General features: G+C 47.9%; 1 protein-coding gene. It reads left to right on the top strand.

Going from position 1 to position 16,159, the window contains the following annotated elements:
- The first annotated feature begins 18 nt into the window (after window positions 1-18).
- Window positions 19-16,143: a non-ribosomal peptide synthase/polyketide synthase gene (locus tag JNUCC22_RS09220; protein ID WP_216062297.1), complete on the top strand. Its 16,125-nt coding sequence runs from the start codon at window positions 19-21 to the stop codon at window positions 16,141-16,143.
- Window positions 16,144-16,159: the final 16 nt, after the last annotated feature.

Below are 16,159 nucleotides of genomic sequence, written 5' to 3'. Positions count from 1 at the left end.
ATAAAATGAGGTGCTCCAATGTCGGTATTTAAAACTCAAGAAACGTACTGGGAAAACCTGTTTGATGAAGAAGACGGTCTAAGCGCATTCCCTTACTTTAAAGCAGCGGATAAAGCGTCGTTGGGCCGTACCGGCTACCAGGAAAAATGCATCTGCCGTTCCTTATCTCCGGAAGTATCTCAAAGAATCATGACAATGGCGAATCATTCCGATATGGCGGCCTATCTGATTTTATTGGCGGGTATTGAATGCTTGTTATATAAATATACGGATCGAACGAGCCTGATTCTTGGCATTCCAACGGTATCGAAGCAAAAAGCCGGCCAGTCAGCCGTTAACAACATTGTCCTCTTAAAAAATACGCTTTCAAACGAGAGCACATTTAAAACCGTATTCGGGCAGCTGAAAGAAGCCGTTAATGATTCTCTGAAAAATCAAAACCTGCCGTTTAGAAAAATGGCCCGGCATCTGAGCGTGCAATACAATGACGAGCATATGCCTTTGATTCATACCGTCGTTTCGCTTAACGAAATTCATTCCTTGCAATGTAAAGAAGATACTGCAACCGATACGCTGTTTCACTTTGATTTGGAGAACAACGGGATTCATTTGAAGCTTTTTTATAACGGCAATCTGTACGATGAGCGCTATATCAATCAAATTGTATCCCATTTGGATCAGCTGCTGTCTGTGATCCTGTTTCAGCCTCAAGCCGCGATCCATACGGCAGAGATCTTACCGGAAGCGGAAAAACAGAAGCTATTGTTTGATTTTAACGACACAGTCAGAGATTTCTCCGGGAGCAGAACAGTCTATCAATTATTTGAAGAGCAGGCAGAAAGAACGCCTGAGAATGCGGCCGTCAAATTTAAAAACGACCATTTGACGTACAGGGAACTAAATGAGAAGGCGAGCCGTTTGGCAAGAACATTGCGTAATTGCGGGGTTCAACCCGATACGTTAGTCGCCATTCTCGCTGATCGTTCATTAGAGATGATCGTATCCATTATAGCTGTTTGGAAGGCAGGGGGCGCTTATGTGCCCCTGGATCCTGAATATCCAAAAGAGCGGCTTCAATATTTGCTTCATGATGCGGATGCAGACGTTCTCCTTGTTCAGCATCATTTAAAAAACAGCCTCGCCTTTGACGGCCCGGTGATTGATTTGAATGATGAAACTTCATACCATGCCGATTGCTCATTGTTATCACCAGTAGCGGGACACAGCCATTTAGCCTATGTCATTTATACGTCGGGTACAACAGGAAAGCCGAAAGGGGTCATGGTTGAACACGGCGGCATTGTGAACTCGCTTCAGTGGAAGAAGTCGTTTTTCAAGCATTCTCCGGCGGATCGCGTACTTGTCTTGTACCCATATGTTTTTGATGCGTTCATTTTAAATTTCTTCGGCCCGCTCATCTCAGGAGCAACTTTGCACCTTCTGCCTAATGAAGAGAATAAAGAAACTTTCGCCATTCAAAATGCCATAAAACAAGAAAGAATTACCCATTTCTCAACTTCCCCCCGTCTTCTGAAAACGATGATCGAACAGATGAACAGAGAGGATTTCATCCATGTTCAGCATGTTGTTGTAGGCGGTGAGCAGCTGGAAACAGATACAGTTGAGAAGCTGCATTCTCTGCAGCCTCGCATTCGGATCAATAATGAATACGGACCGACAGAAAACAGCGTGGTATCTACATTTCACCCTGTTCAGTCCGCTGATGAACAGATCACAATCGGCAGCCCGGTGGCCAACCATCAAGCTTATATTTTAGGAGCGCACCATCAAATCCAGCCGATCGGCGTACCGGGAGAGCTGTATGTCGGAGGAGCGGGAGTGGCCCGCGGCTACCTCAATCGGCCTGAATTGACGGAGGAAAAATTTATGGAGCATCTGCATGTCCCTAGTCAAAAGATGTATAAAACGGGGGATCTCGCAAGATGGCTGCCGGATGGAAGAATCGAATATTTAGGGCGGATTGATCATCAAGTGAAAATTCGCGGCTACCGGATTGAGATCGGCGAGGTAGAGGCAGCCATGTTCAATCTGGAAAACGTTCGTGAAGCCGCAGTCGTCGCGCGGGAAGACGCAGACGGGGCCAAACAATTGTATGCCTATTATGTCGGCGAGCCTTCTTTGACCGCTGCGCAGTTCAGAGAAGAATTATCCCGGGAACTGCCTAATTATATGATTCCCTCCCGCTTTATCCCATTGGAACGCATTCCGCTCACTTCCAATGGGAAGATTGATCTGAAAGCTTTGCCTGCTGCTGACGAAAATACGCGGGCGGAAAACGAATACATAGCCCCGCGGAACACAATAGAAGAACTGCTGGCGTCTATCTGGCAAGAAGTATTAGGGGCAGAACGTATAGGAATTTTGGATAATTTCTTTGATTTTGGCGGAGATTCGATTAAATCAATTCAGGTGTCATCCAGATTGTATCAAGCCGGATACAAGATTGATATGAAGCATTTGTTTAAACACCCCTCGATTGCTGAACTTAGTCAGTTTGTAGCACCGGTCAGCAGGGTGGCTGATCAAGGAGAAGTGAATGGCGGAACCAAGCTGACCCCGATACAGCATTGGTTTTTTGAGCAAAAAATGCCGCATGCACACCATTACAATCAGGCCGTCATGTTATATTCGGCGGAAGGCTTTAAAGAGGGCCCGCTTCGCCGGACGATGGAACGGATTGCGTCGCATCACGATGCCTTGAGGATGATTTTTGAAAAAACGCCGGATGGATACGCTCCGCGAATTACAGGAACAGATGAAAGTGAACTATTCCATCTGGAAGTGATGAATTATAAAGGGGAAACCGATCCGGCTCAAGCGATTGCCGATAAAGCGAATGAGATTCAAAGCAGCATGGTATTAGACAAAGGGCCATTGATGAAGCTCGGTTTGTTCCAATGTCCGGACGGAGATCATTTGCTGATTGCAATTCATCATTTGCTGATTGACGGTGTATCCTGGCGTATTTTGCTCGAAGATTTTGCAAGCGGTTATGAGCAGGCAGAACGCGGACAAACGATCCAGTTCCCGCAAAAAACAGACTCGTTTCCATTCTGGGCCGGTCAATTGTCCAAATATGCGGCGGAAACCGATATGGAAGAGGAGATTGCGTATTGGACTGAGCTTTCAAGTATAAAGCCTCAGCCATTGCCTAAGGACACTATCAGCGAAGGATCGTTATTAAGAGACAGCGAAGAAGTGACGATTCAATGGACAAAAGAGGAAACGGAGCAATTATTAAAACAAGCGAACCGCGCCTACAACACGGATATCAACGATCTGCTGCTGACTTCGTTAGGGCTGGCTGTTCACAAGTGGACAGGCACGGAAGAGATTGTCGTGAATTTGGAAGGCCACGGGAGAGAACCGATTATTCCGGATGCTGACATTTCCCGCACGATAGGATGGTTCACAAGCCAGTACCCTGTCGTCCTGAGGATGGAAGCCGGAAAAAACCTGTCGCAGCGGATCAAGATCGTAAAAGAAGGGCTGCGCCGTATCCCTGACAAAGGAATGAATTACAGTATCATCAAATATATATCCGGGCACTCGGAAGCCGACAGCCTGCAGCTGAATCCGGAGATATCGTTTAATTATTTGGGACAATTTGACCAAGACCTGAAGCATCAGGCTTTGCGCATCTCGCCTTTTTCCACAGGGTTGTCAATGAACGAAAACCAAGAGAGAACGGCCGTGCTTGATTTGAACGGAATGATTGCCGAAGGGACATTATCACTGACACTGAGCTACAGCAGCAAACAATACGAAAGATCTACTATGGCGCAATTTGCCCGGGGGTTGAAAGAAAGTCTGCAAGAAGTCATTGCGCATTGCGTAAGCCGGCAGCAGACTTCTCTCACACCAAGTGACATCCTGTTAAAAGACATCTCAATCGACGAACTGGAACAGCTTTTGGAGCAGACGCGTGAATTAGGCGAAGCGGAAAATATTTATCCATTAACGCCGATGCAGAAGGGCATGCTGTTTCACAGCTTATTTGATCCGAATTCTGGTGCTTATTTTCAGCAAACGATGTTTGATCTGCATGGAGATCTGGAAATTGATTCATTTTCAAAAAGCTTGGACGGCTTATCGCAAAAATATGATATTTTCCGCACGAATTTTTACAGAGGCTGGAAGGATCAGCCGCTCCAAATCATATTCAAAACGAAAAAAATCGGCTTTCAATTCAATGACTTACGAGAGATGAAGGAATCTCAAAAAGAAGCGATGATTCAGCAGTATGCCAGAGAAGATAAGATGCGGGGGTTCGACTTAGAAAAAGGCGCGTTAATGCGGTTATTCATCCTTCGTACGGATGAAAAGACATACCGTTTTATCTGGAGTTTCCACCATATTTTGATGGACGGCTGGTGTCTGCCGCTGATTACAAAAGAAATTTTCGAGAATTACTTTGCTTTGCTTCAGCAAAAGCAGCCTGAACAATCGTCAATTACTCCGTACAGTCAATATATTGAATGGCTCGGCCGGCAAGATGCGAAAGAGGCCACGGCTTATTGGGATCAGTACTTGGAGGTATATGAGGAGCAAACCGGCCTTCCTAAGGATCACCATGCAGCGGAAGACGGACGATACGTTCCTGAAAAAGTGACGTGTGACATAAGCTCCGATCTCACTTCGAAAATGAAGCGGACGGCAGGCAAGCATCATGTCACGCTGAACACGCTGCTGCAGACGGCATGGGCGGTTTTGCTGCAGAAATATAACCGCAGCCGGGACGTTGTGTTTGGAAGTGTTGTATCCGGAAGACCTGCTGGAATTCCAAACGTGGAAACCATGATCGGCTTATTCATTAACACCATTCCCGTCCGGTTCCGGTGTGAAGCCGGGACAACGTTTGCCGGGCTTATGAAAGAGGCGCAGGAAAGGGCTGTAGCGTCTCAACAATTTGAGACGCACCCACTGTACGATATTCAAGCGCGTACAACGCAAAAGCAAGATTTAATTACACATTTAATGATATTCGAAAATTATCCGGTTGATCAGTATATGGAAAGTATAGGCCGCCAAAACGGAACATCCATCACGATTTCCAACGTACAAATGGAAGAACAGACCAACTACGATTTTAATTTGACCGTTATACCGGGCGACGAGATGAACATCTCTTTTGAATACAATGCAAATGTGTATGAGCGGGCAAGCATAGAGCGGGTTCGGGAACATTTCATGCAAATCCTGCATCAAGTCGTGACAGATGCGGATATCCGGGTGGATCAAGCGGAATTGTTAACGGAAGGCGAAAGAAGAACCCTTCTGCAGACGCTGAACGACACGGCTGCGCCGTTCCCGCAGACGCCGGTTCATCAATTATTTGAAGAGCAATCGCAGCGTACGCCCGATCAAGCAGCCCTCATTGATAAGGACAGGCAGCTCACGTACGGAGAGCTCAATAAGCGGGCCAACCGCCTGGCGCGAACGTTAAGAGCGAAAGGAGTGCAGACGGATCAGCCTGTAGCCATCATCACAAGAAACAGCATCGAATCGGTGGTCGGAATCCTTGCCGTTTTAAAATCAGGCGGAGCCTATGTCCCTATAGATCCGGAATATCCGCAAGACCGCATCCGGTATATGCTGGATGACTCCCAAGCCGGAATCGTTTTAATGCAGCGGGACGTCAGGAAACAGCTTGCCTATGAAGGCGTCACGGTTTTACTTGATGATGAAAGTTCTTATCACCAAAATGGCTCTGACCTTGCTCCGATAAATGATGTGAGCCATTTGGCATATGTCATTTATACGTCAGGTTCCACAGGCCGGCCAAAAGGCGTACTAATCGAGCACGGAGGCTTGACCAATTATATTTGGTGGGCGAAAGAAGTTTATGTAAAAGGCGAGAAAGCCAACTTCCCATTGTATTCGTCAATTTCTTTTGATCTGACGGTGACTTCTATTTTCACGCCGCTTGTCACAGGCAATGCAATCATCGTCTATGACGGAGAGGATAAAACAGCTCTGCTTGAATCAATTGTGCGGGACCCGAGGGTGGATATCATTAAATTGACCCCGGCCCATTTGCAGGTCTTGAAAGAAATGAACATTGCCGATCAAACGGCTGTCCGAAGAATGATTGTGGGCGGGGAAAACTTAAGCACCCGGTTAGCCCGCAGCATTCATGAACAGTTCGAAGGCCGGATTGAAATATGCAATGAGTACGGACCGACGGAAACTGTTGTCGGCTGCATGATTTACCGTTACGATGCCGCAAAGGACAGACGGGAATCGGTACCGATCGGAACCGCTGCGGCAAACACGAGCATTTACGTTCTTGATGAGAATATGAAACCCGCACCGATCGGAGTGCCGGGAGAGATCTATATCAGCGGCGCCGGTGTGGCAAGAGGATATTTGAACCGTCCCGAATTAACAGCAGAGAAATTTGTCGATGACCCGTTTGAACCCGGAGCGAAGATGTATAAGACCGGAGATTTGGCGAAGTGGCTGGCGGACGGAAACATTGAATATGCGGGCAGAATAGATGAACAAGTGAAAATCAGAGGCTATCGTATCGAATTAGGCGAGATCGAGGCGGCACTGCTTCAAGAAGAAGCGATCAAGGAAGCTGTCGTTACAGCCAGAGAGGACGTCCACGGGTTTAAACAATTGTGTGCATATTACGTGAGCGGCGGGCAAACAACGGCAACCCGGCTCAGGAAACAATTGTCTCAAACCCTTGCAAGTTATATGGTTCCGGCTTATTTTATTGAGCTTGATGAAATGCCTTTAACTTCTAACGGAAAAATAAACAGAAAAGGGCTGCCTGCTCCGGATTTCGAACTGCAGGACAGAGCAGAGTATAAAGCTCCCCGAACAAAAGCTGAAGAAATATTAGTTTCTGCCTGGGAATCGGTATTAGGCGCTGAAAACGTCAGTATTCTTGATAATTTCTTTGACCTTGGCGGAGATTCCATTAAATCCATTCAAGTATCCTCCAGATTAAATCAGCAAGGATACAAAATGGAAATCAAAGACTTGTTTCAATATGCAACAATTGCAGAATTGAGTCCGCATATCAAGCAGAATCTGCGTATAGCCGATCAAGGTGAGGTCAAAGGAAAAGTCAGCCTGACTCCTATTCAGCATTGGTTTTTCGAACAAACAACAACAGATCAGCATTATTATAATCAAGCCGTCATGCTGCATGCGCCGGAAGGTTTTCAGGAAACGCAGCTTCGTCAAACCCTGCAAAAGCTTGCTGAACATCACGATGCGCTCCGCATGACGTTCCGGACTACGGAAAATGGCTGTGAGGCACAGAATGAAGAAATCGCCCAAAGCGGACTGTACCGCTTAGAAGTCCTGAATCTGAAAGAAGATCCCGATCCGGGCCGTACAATTGAAGCCAAGGCTGATGAGATACAAAGCAGTATGCGTTTAAGTGATGGGCCGTTAATGAAAGCCGGGTTGTTTCAATGCGCAAATGGAGATCATCTGCTCATTGCCATCCATCATTTGATTATAGACGGGATTTCATGGCGCATTTTACTGGAAGATATCGTTAGCGGCTACAAGCAAGCCGAGAACGGGCGAGTAATTCAACTGCCGCAAAAAACAAACTCTTTCCAATTATGGGCTAAGAGACTTTCAGAATACGCGCAAAGTGAAACCATAAAACAAGAACAGGAATATTGGACAAAGATCGAACAAACCGAAGTCAAACCGCTGCCTAAAGATTTTCATGAAACCCCTACAACTGCAAAAGACAGTGAAACAGCAACTGTGGAATGGACGAAAGAGGAAACGGATCTGCTATTAAAACAAGCGAATCGCGCTTATAACACGGAAATAAACGATTTGCTTTTAACTTCTCTCGGTCTTTCCATATCGCATTGGTCAGGACTGGCACAAATTCCGATTCATTTAGAGGGACACGGCAGAGAACAGATTATACAAGATATAGATATCTCCCGCACGGTCGGGTGGTTTACAAGTCTGTATCCGGTTGTGCTGCACGCGCAGCCGGGCAAAGAAATCTCTGATTATATCAAGACGACCAAAGAAGGATTGCGCCAAATTCCGCATAAAGGGATCGGATATGGAATAGCAAGGTACTTAAGCGGCGGAATGCCATCGAAACTCAATCCTGAGATCAGCTTTAACTACCTTGGACAGTTTGACCAAGATTTACAGCAGCATGGGGTTCAATTATCTTCTTATTCTTGCGGTTCAGACTCAAGCGGAAATCAAGAAAGACCGTATGTATTGAATATAAACGGAATGATCACCGAGGGCCGGCTGAAGCTTACGATCAGCTACAGCAGCAAACAGTACGCAAAAGAAACGATCATGCGGTTATCGGAAACGATTCAAAGCCGCCTGCGGACCATCATTACGCATTGCGTTCATAAAGAACAATCGGAACTGACACCAAGCGATATTTTGTTAAAGGGCATGTCCATTGACGAATTGGATCAGCTCCTCATTCAACTGCCGCATGCAGGTGAGGTTGAAAACGTGTATCCGCTCACTCCGATGCAGAAAGGAATGCTCTTCCACAGCCTGCTGGACGAGGCCTCAAGTTCTTATTTTGAACAAGCATCGTTTGATTTGCAGGGAGAGTTAAAGATTGATTGGTTTAAAGCAAGCCTTGAACGATTATTTGAAACATACGCCGTGCTCAGAACCCGTTTTTACAGCGGCTGGAACGATACTCCTTTACAAATTGTCTATAAAACGCAAACACCGCAAATTCATTTTACAGATTTGCGTGATATAGAGGAACACCTGAGAGAGGATGCAATCGCAGCATATCAAAGAGAAGACAAGGCAAAAGGATTTGACTTGGCTCTGGATCCGCTGATGCGCATAGCGATTTTCCGGATGGAAGACCGCAAATATCATTTGATTTGGAGCTTCCATCATATTGTGATGGATGGCTGGTGCCTGTCTCTTATCACGAAGGAAGTGTTTGATCATTATAGCGCCTTACAGGAAGGCAGGGAACCAGAACCGCCATCGGCAGCTCCTTACAGCGACTATATCGAGTGGCTTGACCGCCAAGATCAGGGAGCGGCAAAGCGGTACTGGAGCGGGTATCTTGAAGGATATAAAGGTGAAACCACGCTTCTTCATAAAATAGCGCAGCATGAACAAAAAGAATACGCCTATGCCAATGTGATCTGCCGATTTGATCACGAACAGACAAAACAATTACAGCAGATCGCAAATCAGCATCAGGTTACGTTAAATACGTTGATCCAAACGTTATGGGGGATTTTGTTACAGAAATACAGCGGGTCCGCAGACGTTGTCTTCGGCAGTGTCGTGTCGGGAAGGCCGGCGGAAATTCCTGATGTAGAACAGATGATCGGTCTGTTCATCAATACGATTCCTGTCCGCATCTGCTGCGATGAGGACAGCACTTTTGCTGATACGATGCAAATGGTTCAACAAAACGCGCTTGCTTCCCAATCGTACGATACCTATCCTTTATACGAAATTCAGGCCCAAACGGAACAAAAGCAAAACTTAATTGATCATATCATGATCTTTGAAAATTATCCGATAGGGCAGCAAGTTGAAGAGGGCCATGATGCTGCGGATTTAAATATCGTGAATTTCCATATAGAAGAACACACCCATTACGATTTTAATGTAGTTGTCATCCCTGGCGAACAACTCACCGTTCATTTTAGTTTTAACCGAAATGAATATGAACAATCAGAGGCAGAGCGGATTCGCGGACATTTTGAACAGCTTATGCAGCAAGTATTGCAGCTGCCGTCTGTCAAAATAGAAGAAATGGAACTTCTGACGCAGCAGGAAAAAGAACAGCTGCACAGCCGTTTTCAGTCTAACGAAATGCATTACCCACGTGAACAAACGATTCATCAGCTGTTCGAGGAACAAGCACTCCGGACGCCGGACCATGAGGCGGTTATATTCGAGGAGCAGCGTATGACATACCTTGAGTTAAATGAACGGGCCAATCAACTAGCACGCACTTTACGAGCTGAAGGCCTACAGGCCGACCAGCTTGTTGCGATCATGGCTGAGCGTTCTCTAGAAATGATGGTCGGGATTTATGCAATCCTGAAAGCGGGAGGCGCTTATGTGCCAATCGACCCGGATTACCCGGAGGAACGCATCCGCTACATCCTTGAAGATTCAGGAGCGACCCTGCTGCTGTCACAGCGTCACGTGAAAGAACGGGTTGCTTTTGCAGGAACGGTCATCGATCTCGATGATACTTCCGTTTACGATGATGACGTTTCTAACTTGGATCCGCTGTCCGGTGCGGGCGATAGGGCATATGTAATCTACACGTCCGGATCGACCGGCAAGCCCAAGGGGGTTATGGTTGAACATCGTCCGGTTATAAACCGGCTGATGTGGATGCAAAAGGCTTATCCGATCGGCAGCGGCGATACGATTTTACAAAAGACAGCGATCACCTTCGACGTCTCGGTATGGGAGCTGTTCTGGTGGGCTTTGACCGGTGCGAAGGTGTGCCTGCTTCCGCTCGGCGGAGAGAAAGACCCTGAAGTGATTTGGAACACAATAGAAGAGCAAAGTATCACGACAATGCATTTCGTCCCGGCGATGCTGCACGCCTTCCTGAAGTTTGCGGAAACACAGACGGCGAGCGGACAGACAAGCAAGCTGCGTACGTTGCGGCAAGTGTTTGCAAGCGGCGAGGCATTAATGCCGGCACATACGGCAAGATTTCATCGCCTTATTACGCCTGTGAACGGCGCCCAACTGATCAACCTGTACGGCCCGACGGAAGCAACAGTCGATGTGTCGTACTTCAACTGCGAAGCGAACCAAGCGTATGCATCGGTACCGATCGGCAAGCCGATCTCGAATATACAGCTGTATATGATGGCACCGGGATCAATGCGTCTACAGCCAGTCGGAGTACCGGGAGAGCTTTGTATCGCAGGCGACGGACTGGCGAGGGGGTACCTGAACCGTCCTGAGCTGACTGCGGAGAAGTTCGCGGATCATCCGTTCGAACCCGGCAAACGGATGTACCGGACGGGCGATCTGGCGAGATGGCTGCCGGACGGTAACATCGAATATTTGGGCCGGATCGATCATCAAGTGAAAATTCGAGGATACAGGATCGAACTCGGCGAGGTGGAAGCTCAGCTCTTAAAGATAGAGGCGGTACAGGAAGCAGTAGTCACCGCTCTTGAAGACGGAGACGGAGAAAAGCAGCTATGCGCATACTTTTCAGCGAACACCGAGCTGATGGTGAGCGAGCTGCGAATAGCGCTGTCGCAGGAATTGCCGGGGTATATGATCCCGTCGTACTTTATCCAACTGGAGCGTTTGCCGTTAACGGCAAACGGAAAAATCGACCGCAAAGCATTGCCAGCACCAGAAGGAGGCGTGCAAACAGGGATCGAATACGTTGCTCCCCGTACAGCGGCGGAAGCGCAGCTGGCGCATATCTGGCAAGAGGTGCTTGGACTTCCGCGTATCGGCGTGAAAGACAATTTCTTCGACATCGGCGGTCACTCGCTGCGGGCAACGACGCTGACGGCGAAGCTGCACAAAGAGATGGGGGTCAGCCTGCCGCTGCGGGAAGTGTTCCGATCGCCAACAATTGAAGAAATGGCAGAAACGATTACCGGAATGAAACACACAGCATATACATCTATCCCGACCGTTGAAGCAAAAGAATACTATGCCGTCTCCTCGGCGCAGAAACGGCTGTACATTTTGAATCAGCTGAAAGGCGGAGAGCTGAGCTACAACATGCCGAGTGTCATGAGAGCCGATGGAGCTCTGGATCGGGAACTTGTCGAGAAAGCGATCCGCAAGCTGATTCAGCGCCATGAAACGCTGCGTACCGGCTTTGAACTGATAGATGGAGAACCGGTGCAGCGGATCTATGACGACGTCCAATTTGCAGTGGAATTCACTCAAGCGAAAGAAGAACAGGCGGAAGCCCTCGTTCATGGGTTTGTGCGGGCATTTGACTTGGAGAAAGCGCCGCTGCTGCGGGTAGGACTGATCGAGCTTGCAAAAGACCGCCATTTGCTGCTGTTTGACATGCATCATATCATTTCCGATGGCGTATCTATCAAGAATTTGATTGAAGAGTTCGTTTCATTATATGAAGGAAAAGAATTGCCGCCATTGCGGGTTCAGTATAAAGATTATGCGGCGTGGCAGCTGTCGGATATGCAAAGCGAACGGATGAAGAAACAGGAAGCGTACTGGCTGGATGTGTTCAGCGGAGAGGTTCCGGTGCTGGATATGCCAACCGACTACGGAAGACCGGCTGCGCGGAGCTTTGAAGGAGGACAAATCGAGTTTGTCATCGGACCGGAGTTGACGGAACAGCTGAAAGGCTTGGCGCTGAAGAGCGAAAGCACGCTGTACATGGTCCTGCTGGCTGCTTATACGACCATGCTTGCCAAATACAGCGGGCAAGAAGACATCGTAGTAGGCAGCCCGATTGCCGGAAGAACCCATTCGGATTTGGAAAGCTTAATCGGCATGTTCGTGGGCACACTGGCGATACGAACGAATCCGGTCGGGGAAAAAACATTCCGGGAATACGTGCAGGAAGTCAAAGAGCATACATTAAAAGCGTATGAAAACCAAGAGTATCCATTCGACGAACTGGTGGACAAGCTGAATGTGTCCCGGGATTTCAGCCGCCATCCGCTGTTTGACACGATGTTCATATGGCAAAACACAGAACAGGGAGAATTGAGCCTCGATGATGTGCGTTTTACCCCTTATCCGGACAACCATGCGATGGCGAAGTTCGACCTGACGTTCCAAGCGGCAGAGAATGAAGACGGAATTACAGGTATGATCAGTTACGCGGCAGCGCTGTACAAGCAGGAAACTGCGGAACGCATGGCAAAGCACTTTATCCAATTGATCGAGGCGATTGCGAATAATCCGCAGGCGCCGCTTTCATCGCTGGAGATGATCACCGCGAAGGAGAAAGAGCAGATTGTGGAGAGATGGGGCCAACCGGCGATAGACTGCCCAAGGGACAAAACAATTCACCAATTGTTCGAGGAGCAGGCGGAGCGCACGCCGGAACATACGGCCGCAGTTTACGAGAAAAGCCGATTCACATACCGTGAGCTGAATGAGCGGGCCAACCGCCTGGCGCGGATTTTAAGAAGCGAAGGCGTGCAGCCTGACCAGCCTGTGGGTATTCTGGCAGAACGTTCTCTGGAAATGATCGTGGGGATTATGGCGATCCTGAAAGCCGGGGGCGCGTATGTGCCGATGGATCCGGACAGCCCGCAGGAACGCCTCTGCTATATTCTGGAGGATTCAGGAGCAAAGGTTCTGCTGGCACAGCCCCATTTACAAGATCGTGTATCCTTTGCCGGAGAGATTTTACTGCTGAATGACGAACGAATGAACAGCGGGGATGGCTCGAATCTGGTGACGGCAGCCGGACCGGATCACTTGGCGTATGTGATTTACACATCAGGCACAACCGGCAAGCCAAAAGGCACGCTGATTGAGCATCGCCAGGTCCTTCATTTGATGGAGGGGCTCCGCGGACAAGTGTACGGTGCTTATGATTCGGGATTGCGTGTGTCTTTGTTGGCACCGTACTATTTCGATGCATCGGTCAAGCAAATTTTCGCGGCACTGTTAGGGGGACATGCACTGTATATCGTCCCTAAAGCATCAGTATCAGACGGTTATGCCTTGTCAAACTATTATCGCACCCACCGTATTGACGTAACAGACGGAACACCGTCACATTTGCAATTGCTTATCGCTGCAGACAGCCTTCATGGGGTAACGATCCGGCACATGCTTATTGGAGGAGAGGCGCTCCCGCAGGCGACGGTGGCGCAATTGCTTGAATTGTTCGCTTCGAACGGGTCATCAATGCCGCTCATAACCAATGTATACGGTCCGACGGAAACCTGCGTGGATGCATCAGTCTTTCACATCGTACCGGAGACATTGGCATCCGCTGACGACGGCGGTTACGTGCCGATCGGCAAACCGCTGGGCAACAACCGTGTGTATATTGTTGATTCCCATGATCGGATGCTGCCTATAGGTGTAAAAGGTGAGCTGTGCATCGCCGGAGACGGAGTAGGACGGGGGTATCTGAACTTGCCTGAATTAACGGGCGAAAAGTTTGTGGCCGATCCGTTTGTAATCGGAGAGCGGATGTATAAAACAGGCGACCTTGCCCGTTACCTGCCGGATGGAAACATTGAATATGCCGGAAGAAAGGATCACCAGGTCAAAATTCGCGGTTACCGGATCGAACTTGGCGAGGTGGAAGCCGCTCTTCTCAACATCGAGCATGTACAAGAAGCGGTGATCCTGGTCAGAGAAAATGCAGAGGGGCAAAGCGATTTGTATGCCTATTTTACAGGGGAGAAGTCACTGCCGATCAATCAGCTTAAAGAAAAACTCTCCGATCAAATACCAGGCTACATGGTTCCTTCATACTTGATGCAACTGGAGCAAATGCCGTTAACCTCCAATGGAAAAGTGAATCGCAGCGCGTTACCGCTGCCTGAAGCAGGCTTGCAGACCGGGATTGACTATGTTGCTCCAAGGACAAGACCGGAAGAGCAGCTGGTTCACATCTGGAAAGAAGTATTGAAGGTAGAACAAGTCGGCGTCAAAGATAACTTTTTCGATCTAGGCGGGCATTCGTTACGGGGGATGACGCTCGTTACCAAGATCCATAAGCAATTCGACAAAAGCATTTCATTGAGAGAAGTGTTTCAATACCCGACGATTGAAGAAATGGCGAGGGTCATTGCAGGCGCGGAAACCAGCGGACCGGATGAAATCCCTGTTGCAGAAGCCAAAGATGTTTATCCTGTTTCATCTGTACAAAAGATGGTTTACCTGTCTACACAAATTGAAGGCGGAGAACTAAGTTACAACATGCCGGGGATTTTGACATTGGAAGGCAGGATCGACATGAATCGTTTACAATCTGCGTTCCAAAGTCTGATCCAGCGCCATGAATCGCTACGAACCGGATTTGAAATGGTCCGCGGAGAGCTGGTGCAGGTGATCAAGCCGCAAACGGATTTCTCTATAGAAAGGTACAAAGCAGCTGATGAAGAGGTCGAGGAGCTGTTCCGCAATTTTGTGCGGCCTTTCGATCTCAGTCAGGCTCCATTGCTTCGGGCCGGACTCATTGAATTAGAACAGGACAGACATGTTTTCATGTTTGACATGCATCATATCGTTTCAGACGGCGCTTCTATGAATATTTTTGTTGAAGAACTGATTCAATTGTATGACGGCAAAGAATTAACCCCGCTCCGAATTCAATACAAAGATTACACTGTATGGCAGCAGCAGGCGGAGCAGAGGGAACGCATCAAGAGGCAGGAGAACTATTGGCTGAATGTATTTCATGAGGAACTCCCGCCATTTGAGCTGCCGAAAGATTTTACCAGACCGCGAATTCGAAGCTTTGAAGGCAAACGATACAATTTCGCTCTCGATGAGACCGTGGTCCAGGGTATAAAACAGATGGAAGAATTGACCGGATCGACCGCTTACATGATCTTGCTGTCAGCCTATAACATACTGCTGGCCAAATACAGCGGTCAGGAAGATATCGTCGTCGGTACGCCTATTGCGGGAAGAATGCATGAAGATTTACAGCATATTATCGGGATGTTTGTGAATACGCTGGCCATCCGTACGGCCCCGGCTGGAGAAAAGACCTTTATGGACTATGTAACGGAAACAAAAGAAACGATGCTGAAAGCTTATGAAAATCAAGAATATCCTTTTGAAGAATTAGTTGAGAAATTGGGAGTGAAACGGGACTTAAGCCGTAATCCGTTATTCGATACGATGTTTGTTCTGCAAAATACGGAACAAACGGATATCGAATTGGACTCTCTCGCGGTCAGACCATATGAACAAACAAATACGGCGGCCAAATTTGATTTGCAGCTGACCTTCGTGATGAATCCGCACGAGATACAAGGAAGCTTTGAGTACTGCACGAAGCTGTTCAAACAGAAAACCATCGCTACGCTGAGCAAGGATTACGCCATGATTCTGTCGGCGATCATAAAAGACCCATCGATTCCTTTAAAAGAAATTCAATTAAGTGAGAAAGTAAACAAAAGTGAACACTTTGCAAGCGAAATCGAATTGAATTTCTAAAAACGGCCGGTACCGG

The sequence above is a fragment of the Bacillus sp. JNUCC-22 genome, from assembly GCF_018861275.1.
Classification (GTDB): domain Bacteria; phylum Bacillota; class Bacilli; order Bacillales; family Bacillaceae; genus Bacillus; species Bacillus velezensis.
Note: the sequence above shows the minus strand (reverse complement) of the source record. Positions and strands in the feature narration are given on the sequence as shown.

Coding starts and splice junctions, on each gene's coding strand:
- JNUCC22_RS09220 (WP_216062297.1), top strand. CDS start 19: ATGTCGGTATTTAAAACTCAAGAAACGTACTGGGAAAACCTGTTTGAT.